The organism is Xanthomonas sp. LMG 8993, from assembly GCF_009835065.2.
In the GTDB taxonomy this organism is placed as follows: Bacteria; Pseudomonadota; Gammaproteobacteria; order Xanthomonadales; family Xanthomonadaceae; genus Xanthomonas; species Xanthomonas arboricola.
This window is the reverse complement of sequence record NZ_QVIF02000002.1, coordinates 76,830-92,075: the sequence shown is the minus strand read 5'-3', so window position 1 is coordinate 92,075 and position 15,246 is coordinate 76,830. Positions and strand designations below refer to the sequence as shown.

The window sequence follows — 15,246 nt, the reverse complement described above, 5'->3', positions numbered from 1 at the left end:
ACAAACCGCATTGATGCAGGCGCGATGCACTCACCACAGCACGCCATCCACCGGCTGCATCGGCTCGGGCGCCTGTTCGCCGATCGCCTGCAAGGCGTCGATTTCCACCGTCCGGCACATGCTGTCCAGCGGCAGGTCGTGGATGGCATTGGCGAACGGGTCGACCAGTTCGTCGCCGATCTTGAGTACTGCCAGGAACATCAGACCTGCCACCGTCGACCCCACCGGCGTCGCATATTGCAGCGTCTCCACCAGGCCGATCGGCAGCAGCACGCAGAACAGCCGCGTGAACAGGTTCGGGTAGAAGCGGTATTGGTACGGCAACGGCGTATTCTTCAGCCGTTCCATGCCGCCCTGCGCGTTGGCGATATCCACCAGGATGCGCTCGACACTGGCTTGTTGAATGCTGTCGATCCAGCCATCGCGACGCGCCTGCTCGACGCTGCGTCCGGTGGTGTCGAGCAGGCCATTGGCGACATTGGTGCGGGTGATCACCGCGGCCACTTCGTCGGCATGCAGACGCGGCTCCAGCGCCATTGCCACCGGCAGCCGCCGCAGCTGGCAGCGCAACGCATTGACGTAGGCGATCTGGCGCAGCGCGATGGTGCGGCCCAGTGCTGCCGCTTCCGGCGCGGACAGGATGCTGACGCTCAGGCGGACCAGATTGCGCGATGCATTGATCATCTGGCCCCACAGCACACGCCCTTCCCACCAGCGTTGATAGGTCGAGTTGGCGCGAAAGCCCAGGAACAACGCCAGCGCCGAACCGAAGATGGTCAACGGCAATGCGGGCGCGCGGAACGGCAGCACGTAGTAGATGATCGTGATCAACACGTCCCACACGAACAATACCGCCAGGGTCCGCCAGACCTGACTGAACACATCCGCCACACGCGGTTTGACATCGATGATCAAGGCACACTCCGTGGATCGAAAACGGGTGACGCCCATGCGCGCATCCACTGCATGGATGCCATCGTGAGCGCACTCAAGCGTGGCGAGTGTGCCGTTGCAGGGGTGCAAGCGCGGTGACGGGTTACGCGCGCGCTTGGTTCACCGCGTCACGGCATCCAGGCCAGCAACTGGTCCAGGCGCCGATGCGGATCGTCCAGCTGCAACAGCGACAGACGCTGCTGCTCGGTCAGCGGCAGCAGTTCGGCCAGGCGCCAGCCGACCCATGCCGCCTGGTCCAGCAGTTCCGGCCCGGCAGAGGCGAATTGGCCGCCGACCTGTTCGAGCATGCGCTCGAGCACGGTCGCCAGCAGGCCATGCTCGGGCCGCAGTTCGTCATCGCTGTCGGGCTCGCACCAACTCACCTCGCCAACCACCAACCCGTTGTCGCGGATGCGCGAGCGCTGCACACGGAAGCGACGCGTGCCACGCAGGCGCAGCACCAACACGCCGTCGGCACCGACATCGAAATCCTCGATACGCACTTCGGTACCGAACGCAGCCGGTGTGGCCGGCACGCCGACTTCGCTGCCATCCAGGATCAGGCACACACCGAAGCTGCTGCCGGCGCGGCCGCTCTCGCGCACCAGGTCCAGATAGCGGCGCTCGAACACGCGCAAACCCATTGCCGCACCCGGCAACAGCACGTTGTGCAGCGGAAACAGCGGCAAGGCGCTGGTGTCGGCGGCGGTCGTGAGGCCGGTCATGAGGACAATTGCGTCAGGAAGCGACGCGGCGCGCCATCGAAACCGCCATTGGACATGAACACCACATGGTCGCCCGGCTGCGCAATCGCGCCCAGTGTCTGCAGCAACGCCTCCACGTCATGCGCCACGTGCGCGTCGCCGCGCACCTGCGCGATGATCGGTGCGGCGTCCCAGGCCAGTTCGGGGCGATGCAGAAACACCACCGCATCGGCATCGCGCAACGACGGCGCCAATGCCTGCGCATGTGCGCCCAGCCGCATCGAATTGCTGCGCGGCTCCATTGCCACCAGCACGCGCGCCGCGCCGACCTTCGCACGCAGGCCTTGCAAGGTCGTCGCAATCGCGGTGGGGTGATGGGCGAAGTCGTCGTATACGGTGATCTCGCGTGCCTGCCCCAACCGCTCCAAGCGCCGTTTGACACTTTGAAAGCGCGCCAGCGCCGGCATCACCGTTGCCGGATCCACGCCTACCGCATGCACGGCGGCCAGTGCCGCCAATCCATTGAGCACGTTATGCCGCCCGACCAGCGGCCACTGCACCTGGCCGATCTCCACCCCACGCTGCAGCACCGCGAATGCACTACCGTCGGCGGCGATCAAGCGTGCGCTCCACTCGAGAGAGGCATCGAAACCGAAGCGCTCCACCGGGGTCCAGCAGCCCATCGCCAGCACCTCGGCCAGGCGCGCATCCTCGCCGTTGACGATCAGCCGCCCGCGCGCCGGCACCGTGCGTACCAGATGATGGAACTGGCGCTGGATCGCGGCCACGTCCGGAAAGATGTCGGCGTGGTCGTACTCGAGGTTGTTGAGGATCGCCACCAGCGGCCGGTAATGCACGAACTTGCTGCGCTTGTCGAAGAACGCGGTGTCGTATTCGTCGGCTTCCACCACGAATTCGCGTCCCTGGCCCAGCCGCGCCGAGACCCCGAAGTCTTCGGCCACACCACCGATCAGAAAGCCCGGCGCGCGCCCGGCAGCTTCCAGCAGATAGCTCAGGATGGTGGTGGTGGTGGTCTTGCCGTGGGTGCCGGCGACGGCCAGGGTGTCGCGGCCCGGCAACACCTGCTCGGCCAGCCATTGCGCACCGGAGCTATAGCGACGGCCGGCATCGAGCACTGCTTCGACCGCCGGGTTGCCGCGCGACAAGGCATTGCCGATGACGACGTCGCTGGCATCGGCCGAAATATTGGACGGCGCGTAGCCTTGTGCCAGCGCGATGCCGAGGGTTTCCAACTGGGTGGACATCGGCGGATAGATGGCCTGGTCGCTGCCCTCTACCTGCCAGCCCAGCTCGCGCGCAAGGGCGGCGACACCGCCCATGAAGGTCCCGGCGATGCCGAGGATGTGGAGTTTGGTCATGGGGCGCATTGTCGCCGATCGCCGGAGTTGCCGGCCATTCCGCCTCGTTGCCGAGCGCAGTGTCAGGAAAGACCTACCGTACTGTCGGGAATTTCCCGATATGCGAACTGCGTCACATCCATCACTATGCTGAACGCCAGTCGCAGCACCCCTTTGGTCCTACTCCCCAAGAGGCCAAATCCCCAGGGAGCTCATGCTGTGGAGCTCTGAGCAAGCTCATTGCTGGCGTTATTCTGCCCCGGGCGTCTTGTACGTCCGGGGTTTTTCTTTTGCGCAATCAATGCGTTACGCAAGCCGCGACGGCTTCCAGCGCGGCGGATGGACCGGGCGCACGGCCCGGCCCGAACCGTCTCAGCGACCGAGCGCGGTGCCGATACGTTCCAGCACTTCATCCAGCGAGCCCACGCCGTCCACGCGTGCCAGCTTGCCGCGCTGTTCGTAGAAACCGATCACCGGTGCCGTGGAGTCGGTATAGACCTGCAGGCGCTTGCGCACCGACTCGGGATTGTCGTCCTCGCGGCCCTCGGCCTTGGCGCGGCCGGCGATGCGCTCGACCAGCAATTCGCTGGCCACATCCAGCTGCACCACCGCATCCAGCGGCTGACCGATCTTGCCGAGCAGGTCGTCCAGCGCATTGGCCTGCGCCACGTTGCGCGGATAGCCGTCGAGGATGAAACCCTTGGCGACATCGGCCTGACCGAGCCGCGCCTCCAGCATGCCGAGCAGGATCTCGTCGGAGACCAGATCACCGCGTGCCATCACTTCCTTGGCCTTCAGGCCCAGCGGCGAGCCGGCGGCCACTTCGGCGCGCAGCAGATCGCCGGTGGAAATATGCGGGATCTCAAACTTGTCTTTGAGACGTGTCGCCTGGGTGCCCTTGCCCGAACCGGGCGGTCCCAACAGAACCAATCGCATCAGTGGACTCCACTTTCGAATAAAAACGCGTTGCGGTTGGCGGCGTTAGACTCAGGTCTTCGCCAGCGCTGACCGTATGGTCGTGCAGCTTACCGCATCCGGGGAATGTCCCGGCACTGTCCCCTGCGCCATGTCCCATCGAGGAGCCCGCCCCCCTATGTCTACTGGCAACTTGCTGTATGCCCAATCCGGCGGCGTCACTGCCGTCATCAACGCCACCGCCGCCGGCGTGATCACCGAGGCGCGCGCTCGCAAGATCAAGGTGCTGGCCGCACGCAACGGCATCCTGGGCGCATTGCGCGAGGAGCTAATCGACACCTCAAAGGAGTCCGCCGCCACGATCGCCGCACTGGCGCAGACCCCGGGTGGCGCGTTTGGCTCGTGCCGCTACAAGCTCAAATCGCTGGAAGAAGACAGCGCCAAGTACGAGCGCCTGCTCGATGTGCTGCGTGCGCATGACGTGCGCTGGTTCCTCTACAACGGCGGCAACGACTCGGCCGATACCGCCTGGAAGGTCTCGCAGCTGGCCAAGGCCTATGGCTACCCGCTGCACTGCATCGGCGTGCCCAAGACCATCGACAACGATCTGGCGGTGACCGATACCTGCCCCGGCTTCGGCTCGGCGGCCAAATACACCGCGGTGTCGGTGCGGGAGGCGGCACTGGATGTCGCCGCCATGGCCGACACCTCGACCAAGGTCTTCATCTACGAGGCGATGGGACGCCACGCCGGCTGGTTGGCCGCTGCCGCAGGCCTGGCCGGCCAGGGCCCGGACGACGCACCGCAGATCATCCTGCTGCCCGAGCGGGCCTACGACCAGGCCGCGTTTCTGGCCAAGGTCAAGCAGGTGGTGGAAAAGGTCGGTTGGTGTGTGGTGGTCGCAAGCGAAGGCATCCAGGACGCGCACGGCAGCTTCGTCGCCGATGCTGGCGGCGCGGCCGATTCGTTCGGCCATGCGCAACTGGGCGGCGTGGCTTCGTTCCTGGCCGCGCAGGTCAAGCAGGAACTCGGCTACAAGGTGCACTGGACCCTGCCCGATTACCTGCAGCGTTCCGCACGCCATCTGGCCTCCAAGACCGACTGGGAGCAGGCACAGGCCGTCGGCAAGGCCGCGGTGCAATACGCGCTCAAGGGCATGAACGCGGTGATCCCGGTGATCGAACGCGTCAGCGACGCGCCATACCGCTGGAAGATCGTGCCGGCCCCGCTGCACAAGGTGGCCAACCACGAAAAGAAGATGCCGCCCAGCTTCCTGCGCAAGGACGGCTTCGGCATCACCGAGCGCGCCCGCCGCTACTTCGCCCCGTTGATCAAGGGCGAAGCGCCGCTGGCCTACGGCAGCGATGGGTTGCCGAAGTATGTGACGTTGAAGAATGTGGCGGTGTCGAAAAAACTGCCGACGTGGGCGGGATGAGCGTCGGCGTGGGCGACCGGAAGCGCTAATGGGCGCTGCACGCCCATACACCCACTCGCACCTCTGCCACAGTGCTCATGCACCGCAACACGGCATGCGGTCATCGATACAGCGCCCCGCCTGGTCGTCCAGGTTTTTGACGACATTGACCGACGGATGCGCCGCTGCGACGACGCATGTGACCTTGTGAAGCGTCATGCAGACAACCCCGGCCTTGGCCGGGGTTTGTCGTTGAATAGAATGACTGAAGCGGACGCCTGAGTTACTGACAGTCCTTGCCTTCCACCGTCATCTGCGCAGCAAACATCGGCACCTGCGGAATCTTTCCGGCGGCAGCCTGTTGCTTGGCATCTTCCAGATAGATGCGCGACTGGCCTTGGCCATCGAGCTGCGGCTTGGCATCCACCGGCTTGCGCCAGATGCGCACTACTGCCTGCTGCGCCGGGCAGGCTGCGCTGGGGACGCGGATCACGTCGTTGTAGATCCAGCCCGATGCGACGCTGGGCGTGGCCTTGGCGAAATCCACGAAGCGGGCGCGTGGCTGGCAGGTGGGACTGCTGCGCACCACCGACAACGTATACGGCTGCGCAGCATTGCCGGTGAACACGCCTTCCAGGCGCGCACAGGCTTCTGGAATCTGGCGCAGGGTGTGCACGGCACCGACCGCTTGCGCGGTGCCGGCCGGGCGCTGTTTCAGCTCCGGCGTCGGGTCGGCAGCGAGCGCATGGGCGCTGAGCAGCACTGCAGCGATGGTCACGGCATATGTTGACGCGGCATGGTTGGACATCGTCACTCCTGGATCGGCTCGATCACGTTGGCCGCAGGCTGTCATGCCGCGACTGAACGACGCGCCAAAGCCGCAGTGGTGGCAGCGGCGCAGGCCGCGGCGCATACTCGCCCGCAATCCGGCCACCCGAACATCGCGACGCGCATTGCGGCCTCCATGGCCGTCGAGTCCGTATTCGCCACCCCACTCGCTGCGTGCATCGCCCTTGGTTCGTCCCGACCGGACGACATCCATTCTCTGGGAGGGGTCATGCTGGAACACTACGGGTTACCACTTGCGCTGGGATGTGCGGTCCTGGCAATCGTCTATGGCGGTGTATCGGCACGCTGGGTGATCGCGCAGCCGAGCGGCAACGCACGCATGCAGGAGATCGCCGCCGCGATCCAGGAAGGTGCACGCGCGTATCTCAACCGGCAATACCTCACCATTTCGATTGCCGGCGGCGTGCTGTTCGTCCTGGTCGGGCTGTTTCTGAGTTGGTACACCGCCATCGGGTTTGCGATCGGTGCGGTGCTATCCGGGTTGGCCGGCTATATCGGCATGAACGTGTCGGTACGCGCCAACGTGCGCACGGCCGAGGCCGCACGCCATGGCATCGGCCGTGCGATGGATGTGGCGTTCCGTGGTGGCGCCATCACCGGCATGCTGGTGGTGGGGCTGGGATTGCTCGGGGTAGCAGGCTATTACGCGGTGCTGCAAGCGATGGGCCTGCCGCTGGAGCGCAACCTGCATGCGCTGGTGGGGCTGGCATTCGGTTCGTCGCTGATTTCGATCTTCGCGCGCCTGGGTGGCGGCATTTTCACCAAGGGTGCGGATGTGGGCGCAGACCTGGTCGGCAAGGTGGAAGCGGGCATCCCCGAGGACGACCCGCGCAATCCGGCGGTGATCGCCGACAACGTGGGCGACAACGTTGGCGACTGCGCCGGCATGGCGGCGGATCTGTTCGAAACCTATGCGGTCACCGTGATCGCCACGATGCTGCTCGGCAGCCTGACGTTGAGTGAAACCGGGCCGCACGCGGTGCTGTACCCGCTGGTGCTGGGCGGCGTCTCCATCATCGCGTCGATCGTGGGCGCCTCGTTCGTCAAGGTCAAAGCGGGCGGTTCGATCATGGGCGCGCTCTACAAAGGCGTGGTTGTTTCCGGCGTCTTGGCCGCACTCGCCTACTGGCCGATCACCCAGTCGCTGATGCGCGACAACACGCATGGCGCCACGGCCTTATACGCCTGCGCATTGATCGGCCTGGTGCTTACCGGCCTGATCGTCTGGATCACCGAGTACTACACCGGCACCCAGTACAAGCCGGTGCAGCACGTGGCCGCCGCAAGCACCACCGGCCACGGCACCAACATCATTGCCGGCCTGGGCGTCTCGATGAAATCCACCGCGCTGCCGGTCATCGCGGTGTGCGCGGCAATCTGGGGCGCGTTTCATTTTGGCGGTTTGTACGGCATTGCAACCGCAGCGACGGCAATGCTGTCGATGGCCGGCATGATCGTGGCACTGGATGCGTACGGGCCCATCACCGACAACGCCGGCGGCATCGCCGAGATGGCCGAGCTGCCGCCGGAGGTGCGCAACATCACCGACCCACTGGATGCGGTGGGCAACACCACCAAGGCGGTCACCAAGGGCTATGCGATCGGCTCGGCCGCACTGGCCGCGCTGGTGCTGTTTGCCGACTACACGCACAACCTGCAGGCGGCCAATCCCGGCGAGGTCTTCGCCTTCGACCTGTCCGACCACAGCGTGATCATCGGCTTGTTGATCGGCGGCTTGATCCCGTATCTGTTCGGCGCGATGGCGATGGAAGCAGTGGGGCGCGCGGCAGGCGCCGTGGTCGAAGAAGTGCGTCGCCAGTTCCGCGAGATTCCCGGGATCATGGCCGGCACCGCCAAGCCCCAATACGACCGCGCAGTCGACATGCTGACCCGCTCGGCGATCCGCGAAATGATCCTGCCTTCGCTGCTGCCGGTGGTGGTGCCGGTGGTAGTCGGGCTGCTGCTCGGCCCGCGTGCCCTGGGCGGCCTGTTGATCGGCACGATCGTGACCGGCCTGTTCGTGGCGATTTCGATGACCACCGGCGGCGGGGCCTGGGACAACGCCAAGAAGTACATCGAAGACGGCCATTTCGGCGGCAAGGGCAGCGAGGCGCACAAGGCCGCCATCACCGGTGACACGGTGGGCGACCCGTACAAGGACACCGCCGGACCGGCGATCAATCCGCTGATCAAGATCATCAACATCGTGGCCCTGCTGCTGGTGCCGCTGCTTTGAGACCGACCTTTCGCAAGCCGCGGGTCGATCGAAGCTGATGGAGGCCGGCCCCGGAACGTGCCGACTCACGTTCCGGGGCCCAGGCGCCGTACCCCGGGGCCGTGCGCCGGTGTGCGCCGCGTGCCGGCCTGCTACTGACCCGCGACAGGCCTGCGGTAATGATCCCGCGTGCCGCATCGGCTCGCACGTGCCGACGCCGGGCAGGTCCGGCGCCCGCATGCAATCGCTGCACCGGGCAACACACCGCGCCACGGCTTGCGGTGCAAGCGTTCCTCAGAGGCAGCCGATCAAGCCGTCATAGATCGGTGGCGCCCCACCGGGCAGTGGCTCGAACAGCGGATTGTTCACCGCCAGGGTGCGGTACATCTCGTCCAGACGCGTCCCTGCCTTCAGCGGCGCCGTGCAGCGCCAGACCCGACTGTCCGAGCGCAGGTACCCGCTGCCGGGGTCGACGCTGACCTCGCTGGCCCCGAAGGTCCAGATGCAGCTGCGCACCACGCCGCTAACCCGGTGCACCGAGCAACGCAAGCGCAGCGGGTGGTAGTCGCTGAACTCGCCGCCGCAAAAGGTGTCGCCGCAGATGTTGTCGAAATCCTGCTCCAGCCGCTGCTCCAGATCGACAAAGGCCTCCCAGCCTTCGCCATTGGCGGGCCAGTCCACCGCATCGACGAAGGTCGGCGCCGGCGTCGCCGCAGAGGCGAGCTGGCAGGCACCGGAGAGCAGCAGCACAACGAGCAAACGCACAGGCTTGAACATGGCAGTTCCCGAGCAGTGGATGAGTCTGCAGCGTGCGCCGCGCCGCGGGCCGCAACGATCGGAGAGCTCCCCGGGATGAATGCGGGCTATGCCGCACACGGCGGTCAGAACATTGCCCATTCAGTGTCGCTGCACCGCAACAGCCGAACGCGTAGAATCGCGCTCCACACACTAGATGACGCCTCGGGAGTTACGCGCATGGGTCTTGAACTGGTCACCTCCGGCAAGAATCTGCCGGAAGAAATCAACGTCGTCATCGAAATTCCGAAGGATTCGGAGCCGGTCAAGTACGAGGTGGACAAGGCCAGCGGCGCGATCTTCGTCGACCGCATCCTGTCCACCCCGATGCGTTACCCCTGCAATTACGGCTATGTGCCCAACACCCTGTGCGGCGACGGCGACCCGGCCGACGTGCTGGTGGTGCTGCCGCTGCCGCTGGTGCCTGGCTCGGTGGTGCGTTGCCGTCCGGTGGGCGTACTGCGCATGAGCGATGAGGCCGGCAGCGACGAAAAGATCCTGGCGGTGCCGATCGAGAAGATCTTCTCCGGCTACGCGCATATCGAGGACATCAACCAGGTGTCCAGCCACTGGATGGAGCGCATCGGCCATTTCTTCGAGCATTACAAGGACTTGGAGAAGGGCAAGTGGGTCAAGCTGGATGGCTGGGGCGGCGCGGCAGAGGCCAAGCGCATCCTGGTGGAGTCGGTGGAACGCTATAATTCCGACGCACCCTGATCCAACGACCGTGACGCAGCCCCGCAACCGCGGGGCGATCGGGATCACGCTTCCGGCGTGATCCCGGTGACCGCCGGCGGCAGATTGGGTACATTGCCGACAGCGTTTGGCCGGTGTCTGTCACCGGTGACTCTTGGGGAAGTGTCTTGCGTATTCTGTTTGTTGGGGACGAAGCCAGTCTTCCGTCCGAATTGAGCGACTATGTCGCCGATCTGGGTGATCAGTGGCAGGTGCAGCAGGTGGCCGACGGCAATTCGGCGATCGAGGCGGCCGCGTTATCGCCGTTCGACGCGGTCATCGTCGCCCCCGTCCTGCCCGATCTCACGTCCGCCACGTTGCTGGGGCAGATCCGTACGCTGCGCCCGGACACCATCCGCATCGCCCTGATCGATGCCCAGGATGGTCAGCGCACCCCGCCGGCTCGCATCATTGGCGTGGCGCACCGCTTTCTGCCGGTGCCGCTGGCCCCGGAAGTCCTGCTCGAAGCCATCACCAGCCTGGAAGAACTGCGCGATCTGCTCGGCAATCCGCGCTTGCGCGCCGCCATCGGCCGGATCGAAAAACTGCCGTCGCCGCCGCATCTGTATCTGAGCCTGATGCATGCACTGGAAGAAGACGATGGCGCCGACGCGGCCGATATCGCCAAGCTGATCGCCGGCGATCCGGCGATTGCCGCCAAGGTGCTGCAGCTGTGCAATTCCGCATTCTTCTCCGGCGGCCGCAGCATCACCGATCTGCGCACGGCAGTGACCCGCCTGGGCGTGGCCACGCTGCGCGACCTGGTCCTGGCCAGCGAAGTGTTCTCGGTGCAGACGCTGACCCCGGCCGAGCGCAATGCGATGCAGCGCCGCGCCCTGCTCTCCTCGCGACTGGCCGCCAAGGTGTTGCCGCCGACCAGCGCAGAACTGGGCTCCACCGCCGCGCTGCTGGCCGATATCGGCTTGTTGCTGCCCGGCGTGCGCGACGAGCGCGAACCGCCGCTGGAAGGCGGCGACGACCGCCTGGGCCATACCGAAGCCGGTGCTTACCTGCTCGGCCTGTGGGGCCTGCCGATGCCGATCATCGAAGCGGTGGCCTTCCATCGCCACCCGCAGCGCTCCAGCCTGCGCAGTTTCTGGGTGACCGGCGCGGTGCATGTGGCGACCGCATTGGCCAGCGGCGAAACCGTGGACGAAGAGTACCTGTCCAAGGTCGGCGTGCTCGCCCGCCTGCCAACCTGGCGCGAACAGGCCGATACCTTGCTGGGGCTTGCCGAGGCTTGAGCTGCCTGTGAATGAAAAAAAACGCGGCGAAAGCCGCGTTTTTTTTGCCGCATCACTGCAACAAGGCCGCACTGAAACGCAGCCGCTGAAGTGCAGCCGGCACCTCCTTTCCGATCGGCGGCTCGCCACACCAGTGCAGATGTCATCAGTGATGGCAGTGGCGTCGGCTGACCGTCGCCACGGTCGCTTTGATCATGAGGGCCGCAGAGGCCTGCATCGCATCCACCTCACCATAAAAAAAGGACGGGCCTTGCGGCCCGTCCCTCATGCTACAGCGCGTCGATGGATCAGAAACGCTGGGTGTACTTCATGTACACGAAGCGACCGATTTCGAAGCCGCCGTAATAGGCAAAGCTGCTGTTCGGTGCCGAGTACTGCAGCGGACCGCGGTGATCGAACACGTTGTTCGCGCCGAGTGCGATCGTTGCGTCCCACGGTGCCTTCCAGTTGACCTGCAGGTCGTGGAAGGTGTTGGAACCGGTGTGGCGCAGCGGATCGGATTCGCCGTTGGCGAAATGGTCGGGGGCGTCGCAATAGCCCTCGGCCAGCGTGATGCAGCTTTCCTTCATGCCCGAGTAGTAACGCAGGGTGTAGTTGACGCCGAAATCACCCAGCGCCCAGTTCACGCCAACGTTGGAACGCACGCGGAAGATGCCCGGCTCGCCGACGCGGCCGATCATGATGGCGTTGCCCGCGCTGTCCTGGCCGGCTTCGTCGTACTTGCTGACGTAGCTGGTCTGCCAATCCAGGGTGAAAGAGCCGATTGCAGTTTCCGGCAAACGGTACTTCACGCCCAGGTCGTAGCCTTCGGTTTCCATCTGGCCGAGGTTGGCCACGCCGTAGGTCATCGAGGAGATATGGCCGTCGGCTGCACGCGTCACGCCTGCGCAGCGCTCCGAATTGCCCAGCACGTAGCAGTCGCGCAGGATACGGTCGACGCTATCGGCGATGATCATGTCGTTGATCTCGTAGCGGTACCAATCCAGCGAGATATCCAGGCCCTGCACCCAACGCGGGCTCCACACCAGACCAGCGGTCTTGCTGGTGGAGGTTTCCGGCTTCAGGTTCGGGTTGGCACCGCTGACGAATTCGTCAGGCGTCTGGCACGGGTAGGTCGTGCAAGGCACGAAGCCCTGACCCAGCTGGGTGTAGCCCAACGGTACGCCGGCATTGGTGCAGGCCGCATTGCCGTTGACGCTGTTCGGGGCACCGACGCCGCAGGGGTCGATGTAATCCTCGAAGCTGCTGCTCAGGCCGCCGTACAGATCGCTGATGGTCGGCGCACGGAAGCCTTCCGCATAGGTCGCACGCACCAGCAGGTCTTCCAGCGGACGCCAGGTCAGGCCGAACTTGGAGTTCAGCGTGTCGCCGAAGTTGCTGTAGTCCGAGTAACGCGTCGCAGCGTTGAAGGTCAGTTCCTTGGCGAATGCGACGTCGCTCAGCAGCGGCACATTCAATTCGAGGTAGACCTCGTCCAGCGAGTATTCGCCCTGCGTGGTCTTGGCACCCAGGCCCGTGCTCTCGCCCGACTGCGCGAATGCGTCAGGAGAGAAGCGACCTTCTTCCTTGCGGTGTTCATAGCCGACCGCAATGCCCAGGTCGCCAGCCGGCAGTTCAACGATCGAACCGGACAGGTTGGCAGTGAAGCTGGTGGTCTTGGTCAGGCCGGTGTCGGTGAAGGTGGGGAACAGGAATTCCTGCAACGCCGGATCGGCGAGCGAGCCCTGACCTGCAACGTTGTACGGCAGCAACGGGTTCCACGGACGGCACGCCGACAGCGGGGTCGGGTTGGCAGCGGTACCGCACTGTGCAACGCCCTGGCCGTTGATGAAGGACGGGCCCAGTGCCTGACGCGATGCGATCAGGCTCATGTCGCCACGGCTGCGCTTGGTGTTCTCGTTGCGATTCCACAACGCGCCAACGTCCCAGTCCCAGGTCTTGCCACCGAGATCGAAGTAGCCGCTCAAGGTCGGCGCAAAGCGCAGGGTCTTGAGCTGGTTTTCGGTGGCGCGCGGCACTTCCCAAAGGCGGCGACGGAAATCGACGTCCTGGCCAACCGGATTGAACGCGCTGCCGGCTTCCAGCGGCGTGCCGAACGAACCGGACTGGTACGGATAACCCGCGATCTGTCCGTCGGTCGTGCGCTCGTTGTAAGCGATGTCGGCGTTGAAGGTGATGGCATCGGCAACGTCGTAGTTGACGTTGGCAAACACCGACTTCCGCTCGATACCGGTCTGCACCATCATCTGCTGGTTCGAGTTGGCGTACTCGGCCGGGGTGATGGGGTGATAGTCGGCCGGGTTGTTCGGGTTACCACCGGCATTGAGGGTCTGCCACACCGCGGTGTCCGGATCTGCGCAGTCGACCTGCAGCGGATTGCACCACGAGCCGTTCTGGCTGATCGGGCTCCAGCTGTTCGGGGTGGAGTTGGGACCACGCGAGCCATCGCGGCTGAACCAGCGGTTCTTGGCGAACACCGGATCCTGCTTGGAGTACTCGGCCGACAGCGTCACGCCGCCGCGCTCGCCCTGCGAACCGACAGTGAAGGAGTACTGCGTGGTATCGCCGTCGCCCTGACCGAACTGGCCGAACTGCACACTGGCTTCAGCGCCGTCGAAACGCTTGCGGGTGATGACGTTGACCACACCGGCAATGGCATCGGAACCGTAGATGGACGAGGCGCCATCCTTCAGCACTTCGATACGCTCGATTGCCGACATCGGAATCTGGCTGAGATCCTGCAGACCGGAGGTCGATGCACCCAGACGCTTACCGTTCACCAGCACCAACGTACGCTGCGCGCCGAGGTTACGCAGATCGACGTAGTAACCGCCGACGTCTTCGCCCGACGACAGCGCATCAGCGCGCGAGATCGCCGGCGAACCAGCGGAGGTCAGGTTCTGCAGCACGTCGGCGACGGAGGTCAGACCCTGCTTTTCCAGTGCCTGACGGTCAAGCGTCAAAATCGGCTGCTGGGTCTCGACATCGGCGCTGCGGATGCGCGAGCCGGTGATCTCGATACGGTCCAGCGTGGTGGTCGATTCTTGCGCGACGGCAAATGCCGGCGTCAACGCGATCGCAATACCGGCGGGCAACAGGCCCAGCCGCACTGCGGAGGTGCGAAGGTTCATCAATCTCTCCAGGGTTCGTTAGTGGCGCGTTAAGCGCCCCTGTGCAAATTACGATTGCGTGAACATCGTCGCTTTGCGCGTCACGCTCCGTGGCTTTGCCGAATCTGGCGGATTTGTCGTTTGGTCGCGGTAATGCGATGCGGAGACACCGAAACGCGCACGAAATGCACGCGCAAAGCTGCAGCAATTGTCGAACCCGCTTGCGGCCGCAACCTCACCGATCATCATCGAGGTATCGCGCAGCAGATCGGAGGCGCGTTCCAGGCGCAGGCGCGCCGACAGGGCCTGCGGGCTTTCCTCGTACAGGCTCTGGAACGTCTTGGACACATACCAGCTGGAGAAGTTGGTCAGCTGCGCCAGCTCAGCGATGCGCACCACGCGGTCGCTGTTGCCTTCCAGATACAGCCGCGCGCGTTGCATGCGACCGAAGACCTGACGGCGACGGCTGCGCGAACGCCCAGGGCAGCGCTGCTCCTGCGCGATGAAGTCGCGCTGCATCGCAGCCAGATGCAGCAACAACGGGCGTGCCGATGCACCGCCGCTCTGCGCAGCCGCGTTACGCCACAGACGCAATGCAATGCGCAGATCGCCACGCGACAGCTGGCTGCGTCCCGGATACAACGTGGCGTCGGTCAACTCGGCCAGCGACTGCAGACTGTCGCCATCGAGGCTGACGCCGACACAGAGCGCGCTGCGGTCGGCCTGTACGGTGGGATGCGATTCCTTGTCGAAGGCGATCCAGTCGCCGGCGCGCAGACGGAAGCGCCCTTCCTTTGACTCCACCCAGGCGCGGCCGCGCAACTGCACCCACAGCGTGAACGTGGCCGCGGCGGTCCGGATGCTGCCCAGGCGGGAGACCGCCAGACAGGTCGTCGACGTCGGCTCGCTGGCACCGTCCAAGCAAAGTGCGAGCCCGCGATCTGCGGTGATGACCTGTTGCATGGTGGCAGCCC

12 protein-coding genes are annotated in these 15,246 nt (G+C 65.0%); 4 read left to right on the top strand and 8 right to left on the bottom strand.

Annotated elements, in window-relative coordinates; all coding sequences use genetic code 11:
- Positions 1–30: 30 nt before the first annotated feature.
- From DYQ94_RS03605 to DYQ94_RS03590, 4 genes are all read right to left on the bottom strand, one after another.
- Entirely contained in the window at positions 31–915 is an 885-nt protein-coding gene (locus DYQ94_RS03605) for a bestrophin family protein (protein ID WP_024938088.1), read from the bottom strand.
- Between the two features lie 146 nt (positions 916–1,061).
- Positions 1,062–1,658 carry an LON peptidase substrate-binding domain-containing protein gene (locus DYQ94_RS03600; protein WP_126966873.1) on the bottom strand — a complete coding sequence of 199 codons (597 nt, stop codon included), beginning with the start codon at positions 1,656–1,658 and terminating at the stop codon, positions 1,062–1,064.
- A complete protein-coding gene (mpl, locus tag DYQ94_RS03595) occupies positions 1,655–3,025 on the bottom strand; it encodes a UDP-N-acetylmuramate:L-alanyl-gamma-D-glutamyl-meso-diaminopimelate ligase (RefSeq protein WP_184429083.1) in 1,371 nt (456 codons plus the stop codon). Before mpl ends, DYQ94_RS03600 begins: the two co-directional genes overlap by 4 nt.
- Positions 3,026–3,367: 342 nt before the next feature.
- Positions 3,368–3,931, bottom strand: a complete 564-nt coding sequence (locus DYQ94_RS03590; RefSeq protein ID WP_024940086.1) for an adenylate kinase — start codon at positions 3,929–3,931, stop codon at positions 3,368–3,370.
- Positions 3,932–4,088: 157 nt separating this feature from the next.
- Between DYQ94_RS03590 and DYQ94_RS03585 the strand changes: the two genes are divergently transcribed.
- Positions 4,089–5,345 carry a 6-phosphofructokinase gene (locus tag DYQ94_RS03585; RefSeq protein ID WP_126966875.1) on the top strand — a complete coding sequence of 419 codons (1,257 nt, stop codon included), beginning with the start codon at positions 4,089–4,091 and terminating at the stop codon, positions 5,343–5,345.
- Positions 5,346–5,607: 262 nt separating this feature from the next.
- On the opposite strand, the gene DYQ94_RS03580 is transcribed toward DYQ94_RS03585, so the two are convergent.
- Positions 5,608–6,132, bottom strand: coding sequence for a hypothetical protein (locus tag DYQ94_RS03580; RefSeq protein ID WP_126966876.1), 525 nt, complete (start codon positions 6,130–6,132; stop codon positions 5,608–5,610).
- 249 nt (positions 6,133–6,381) lie between these two features.
- Between DYQ94_RS03580 and DYQ94_RS03575 the strand changes: the two genes are divergently transcribed.
- Positions 6,382–8,409, top strand: a complete 2,028-nt coding sequence (locus DYQ94_RS03575) for a sodium-translocating pyrophosphatase (protein WP_046344188.1) — start codon at positions 6,382–6,384, stop codon at positions 8,407–8,409.
- Between the two features lie 273 nt (positions 8,410–8,682).
- Here the strand turns inward: DYQ94_RS03575 and DYQ94_RS03570 are convergent, their stop codons facing one another.
- Positions 8,683–9,165 carry a hypothetical protein gene (locus DYQ94_RS03570; protein ID WP_126966896.1) on the bottom strand — a complete coding sequence of 161 codons (483 nt, stop codon included), beginning with the start codon at positions 9,163–9,165 and terminating at the stop codon, positions 8,683–8,685.
- Positions 9,166–9,363: 198 nt separating this feature from the next.
- Here DYQ94_RS03570 and ppa point away from each other — a divergent pair, with 198 nt between their 5' ends.
- Together ppa and DYQ94_RS03560 are read left to right on the top strand one after the other, a co-directional pair.
- Positions 9,364–9,900 carry an inorganic diphosphatase gene (gene ppa, locus DYQ94_RS03565; RefSeq protein ID WP_005990841.1) on the top strand — a complete coding sequence of 179 codons (537 nt, stop codon included), beginning with the start codon at positions 9,364–9,366 and terminating at the stop codon, positions 9,898–9,900.
- Positions 9,901–10,013: 113 nt separating this feature from the next.
- The gene (locus DYQ94_RS03560) at positions 10,014–11,162 is read left to right on the top strand and encodes an HDOD domain-containing protein (RefSeq protein ID WP_024940091.1); all 1,149 of its coding nucleotides are present in this window, start codon (positions 10,014–10,016) and stop codon (positions 11,160–11,162) included.
- A 287-nt stretch (positions 11,163–11,449) separates the two neighbouring features.
- On the opposite strand, the gene DYQ94_RS03555 is transcribed toward DYQ94_RS03560, so the two are convergent.
- Positions 11,450–14,293: a TonB-dependent receptor plug domain-containing protein gene (locus tag DYQ94_RS03555; RefSeq protein ID WP_024940092.1), complete on the bottom strand. Its 2,844-nt coding sequence runs from the start codon at positions 14,291–14,293 to the stop codon at positions 11,450–11,452.
- 48 nt (positions 14,294–14,341) lie between these two features.
- Positions 14,342–15,235 (bottom strand): helix-turn-helix domain-containing protein, encoded by an 894-nt coding sequence (locus DYQ94_RS03550; protein WP_126966877.1) that lies wholly within the window; start codon positions 15,233–15,235, stop codon positions 14,342–14,344.
- Positions 15,236–15,246: the final 11 nt, after the last annotated feature.

Excerpts from the sequence above, each read along its gene's own strand:
- DYQ94_RS03600 (WP_126966873.1), bottom strand. The coding sequence starts at position 1,658 with ATGACCGGCCTCACGACCGCCGCCGACACCAGCGCCTTGCCGCTGTTT.
- mpl (WP_184429083.1), bottom strand. The coding sequence starts at position 3,025 with ATGCGCCCCATGACCAAACTCCACATCCTCGGCATCGCCGGGACCTTC.
- DYQ94_RS03590 (WP_024940086.1), bottom strand. The coding sequence starts at position 3,931 with ATGCGATTGGTTCTGTTGGGACCGCCCGGTTCGGGCAAGGGCACCCAG.
- DYQ94_RS03585 (WP_126966875.1), top strand. The coding sequence starts at position 4,089 with ATGTCTACTGGCAACTTGCTGTATGCCCAATCCGGCGGCGTCACTGCC.
- DYQ94_RS03580 (WP_126966876.1), bottom strand. The coding sequence starts at position 6,132 with ATGTCCAACCATGCCGCGTCAACATATGCCGTGACCATCGCTGCAGTG.
- DYQ94_RS03575 (WP_046344188.1), top strand. The coding sequence starts at position 6,382 with ATGCTGGAACACTACGGGTTACCACTTGCGCTGGGATGTGCGGTCCTG.
- DYQ94_RS03570 (WP_126966896.1), bottom strand. The coding sequence starts at position 9,165 with ATGTTCAAGCCTGTGCGTTTGCTCGTTGTGCTGCTGCTCTCCGGTGCC.
- ppa (WP_005990841.1), top strand. The coding sequence starts at position 9,364 with ATGGGTCTTGAACTGGTCACCTCCGGCAAGAATCTGCCGGAAGAAATC.
- DYQ94_RS03555 (WP_024940092.1), bottom strand. The coding sequence starts at position 14,293 with ATGAACCTTCGCACCTCCGCAGTGCGGCTGGGCCTGTTGCCCGCCGGT.
- DYQ94_RS03550 (WP_126966877.1), bottom strand. The coding sequence starts at position 15,235 with ATGCAACAGGTCATCACCGCAGATCGCGGGCTCGCACTTTGCTTGGAC.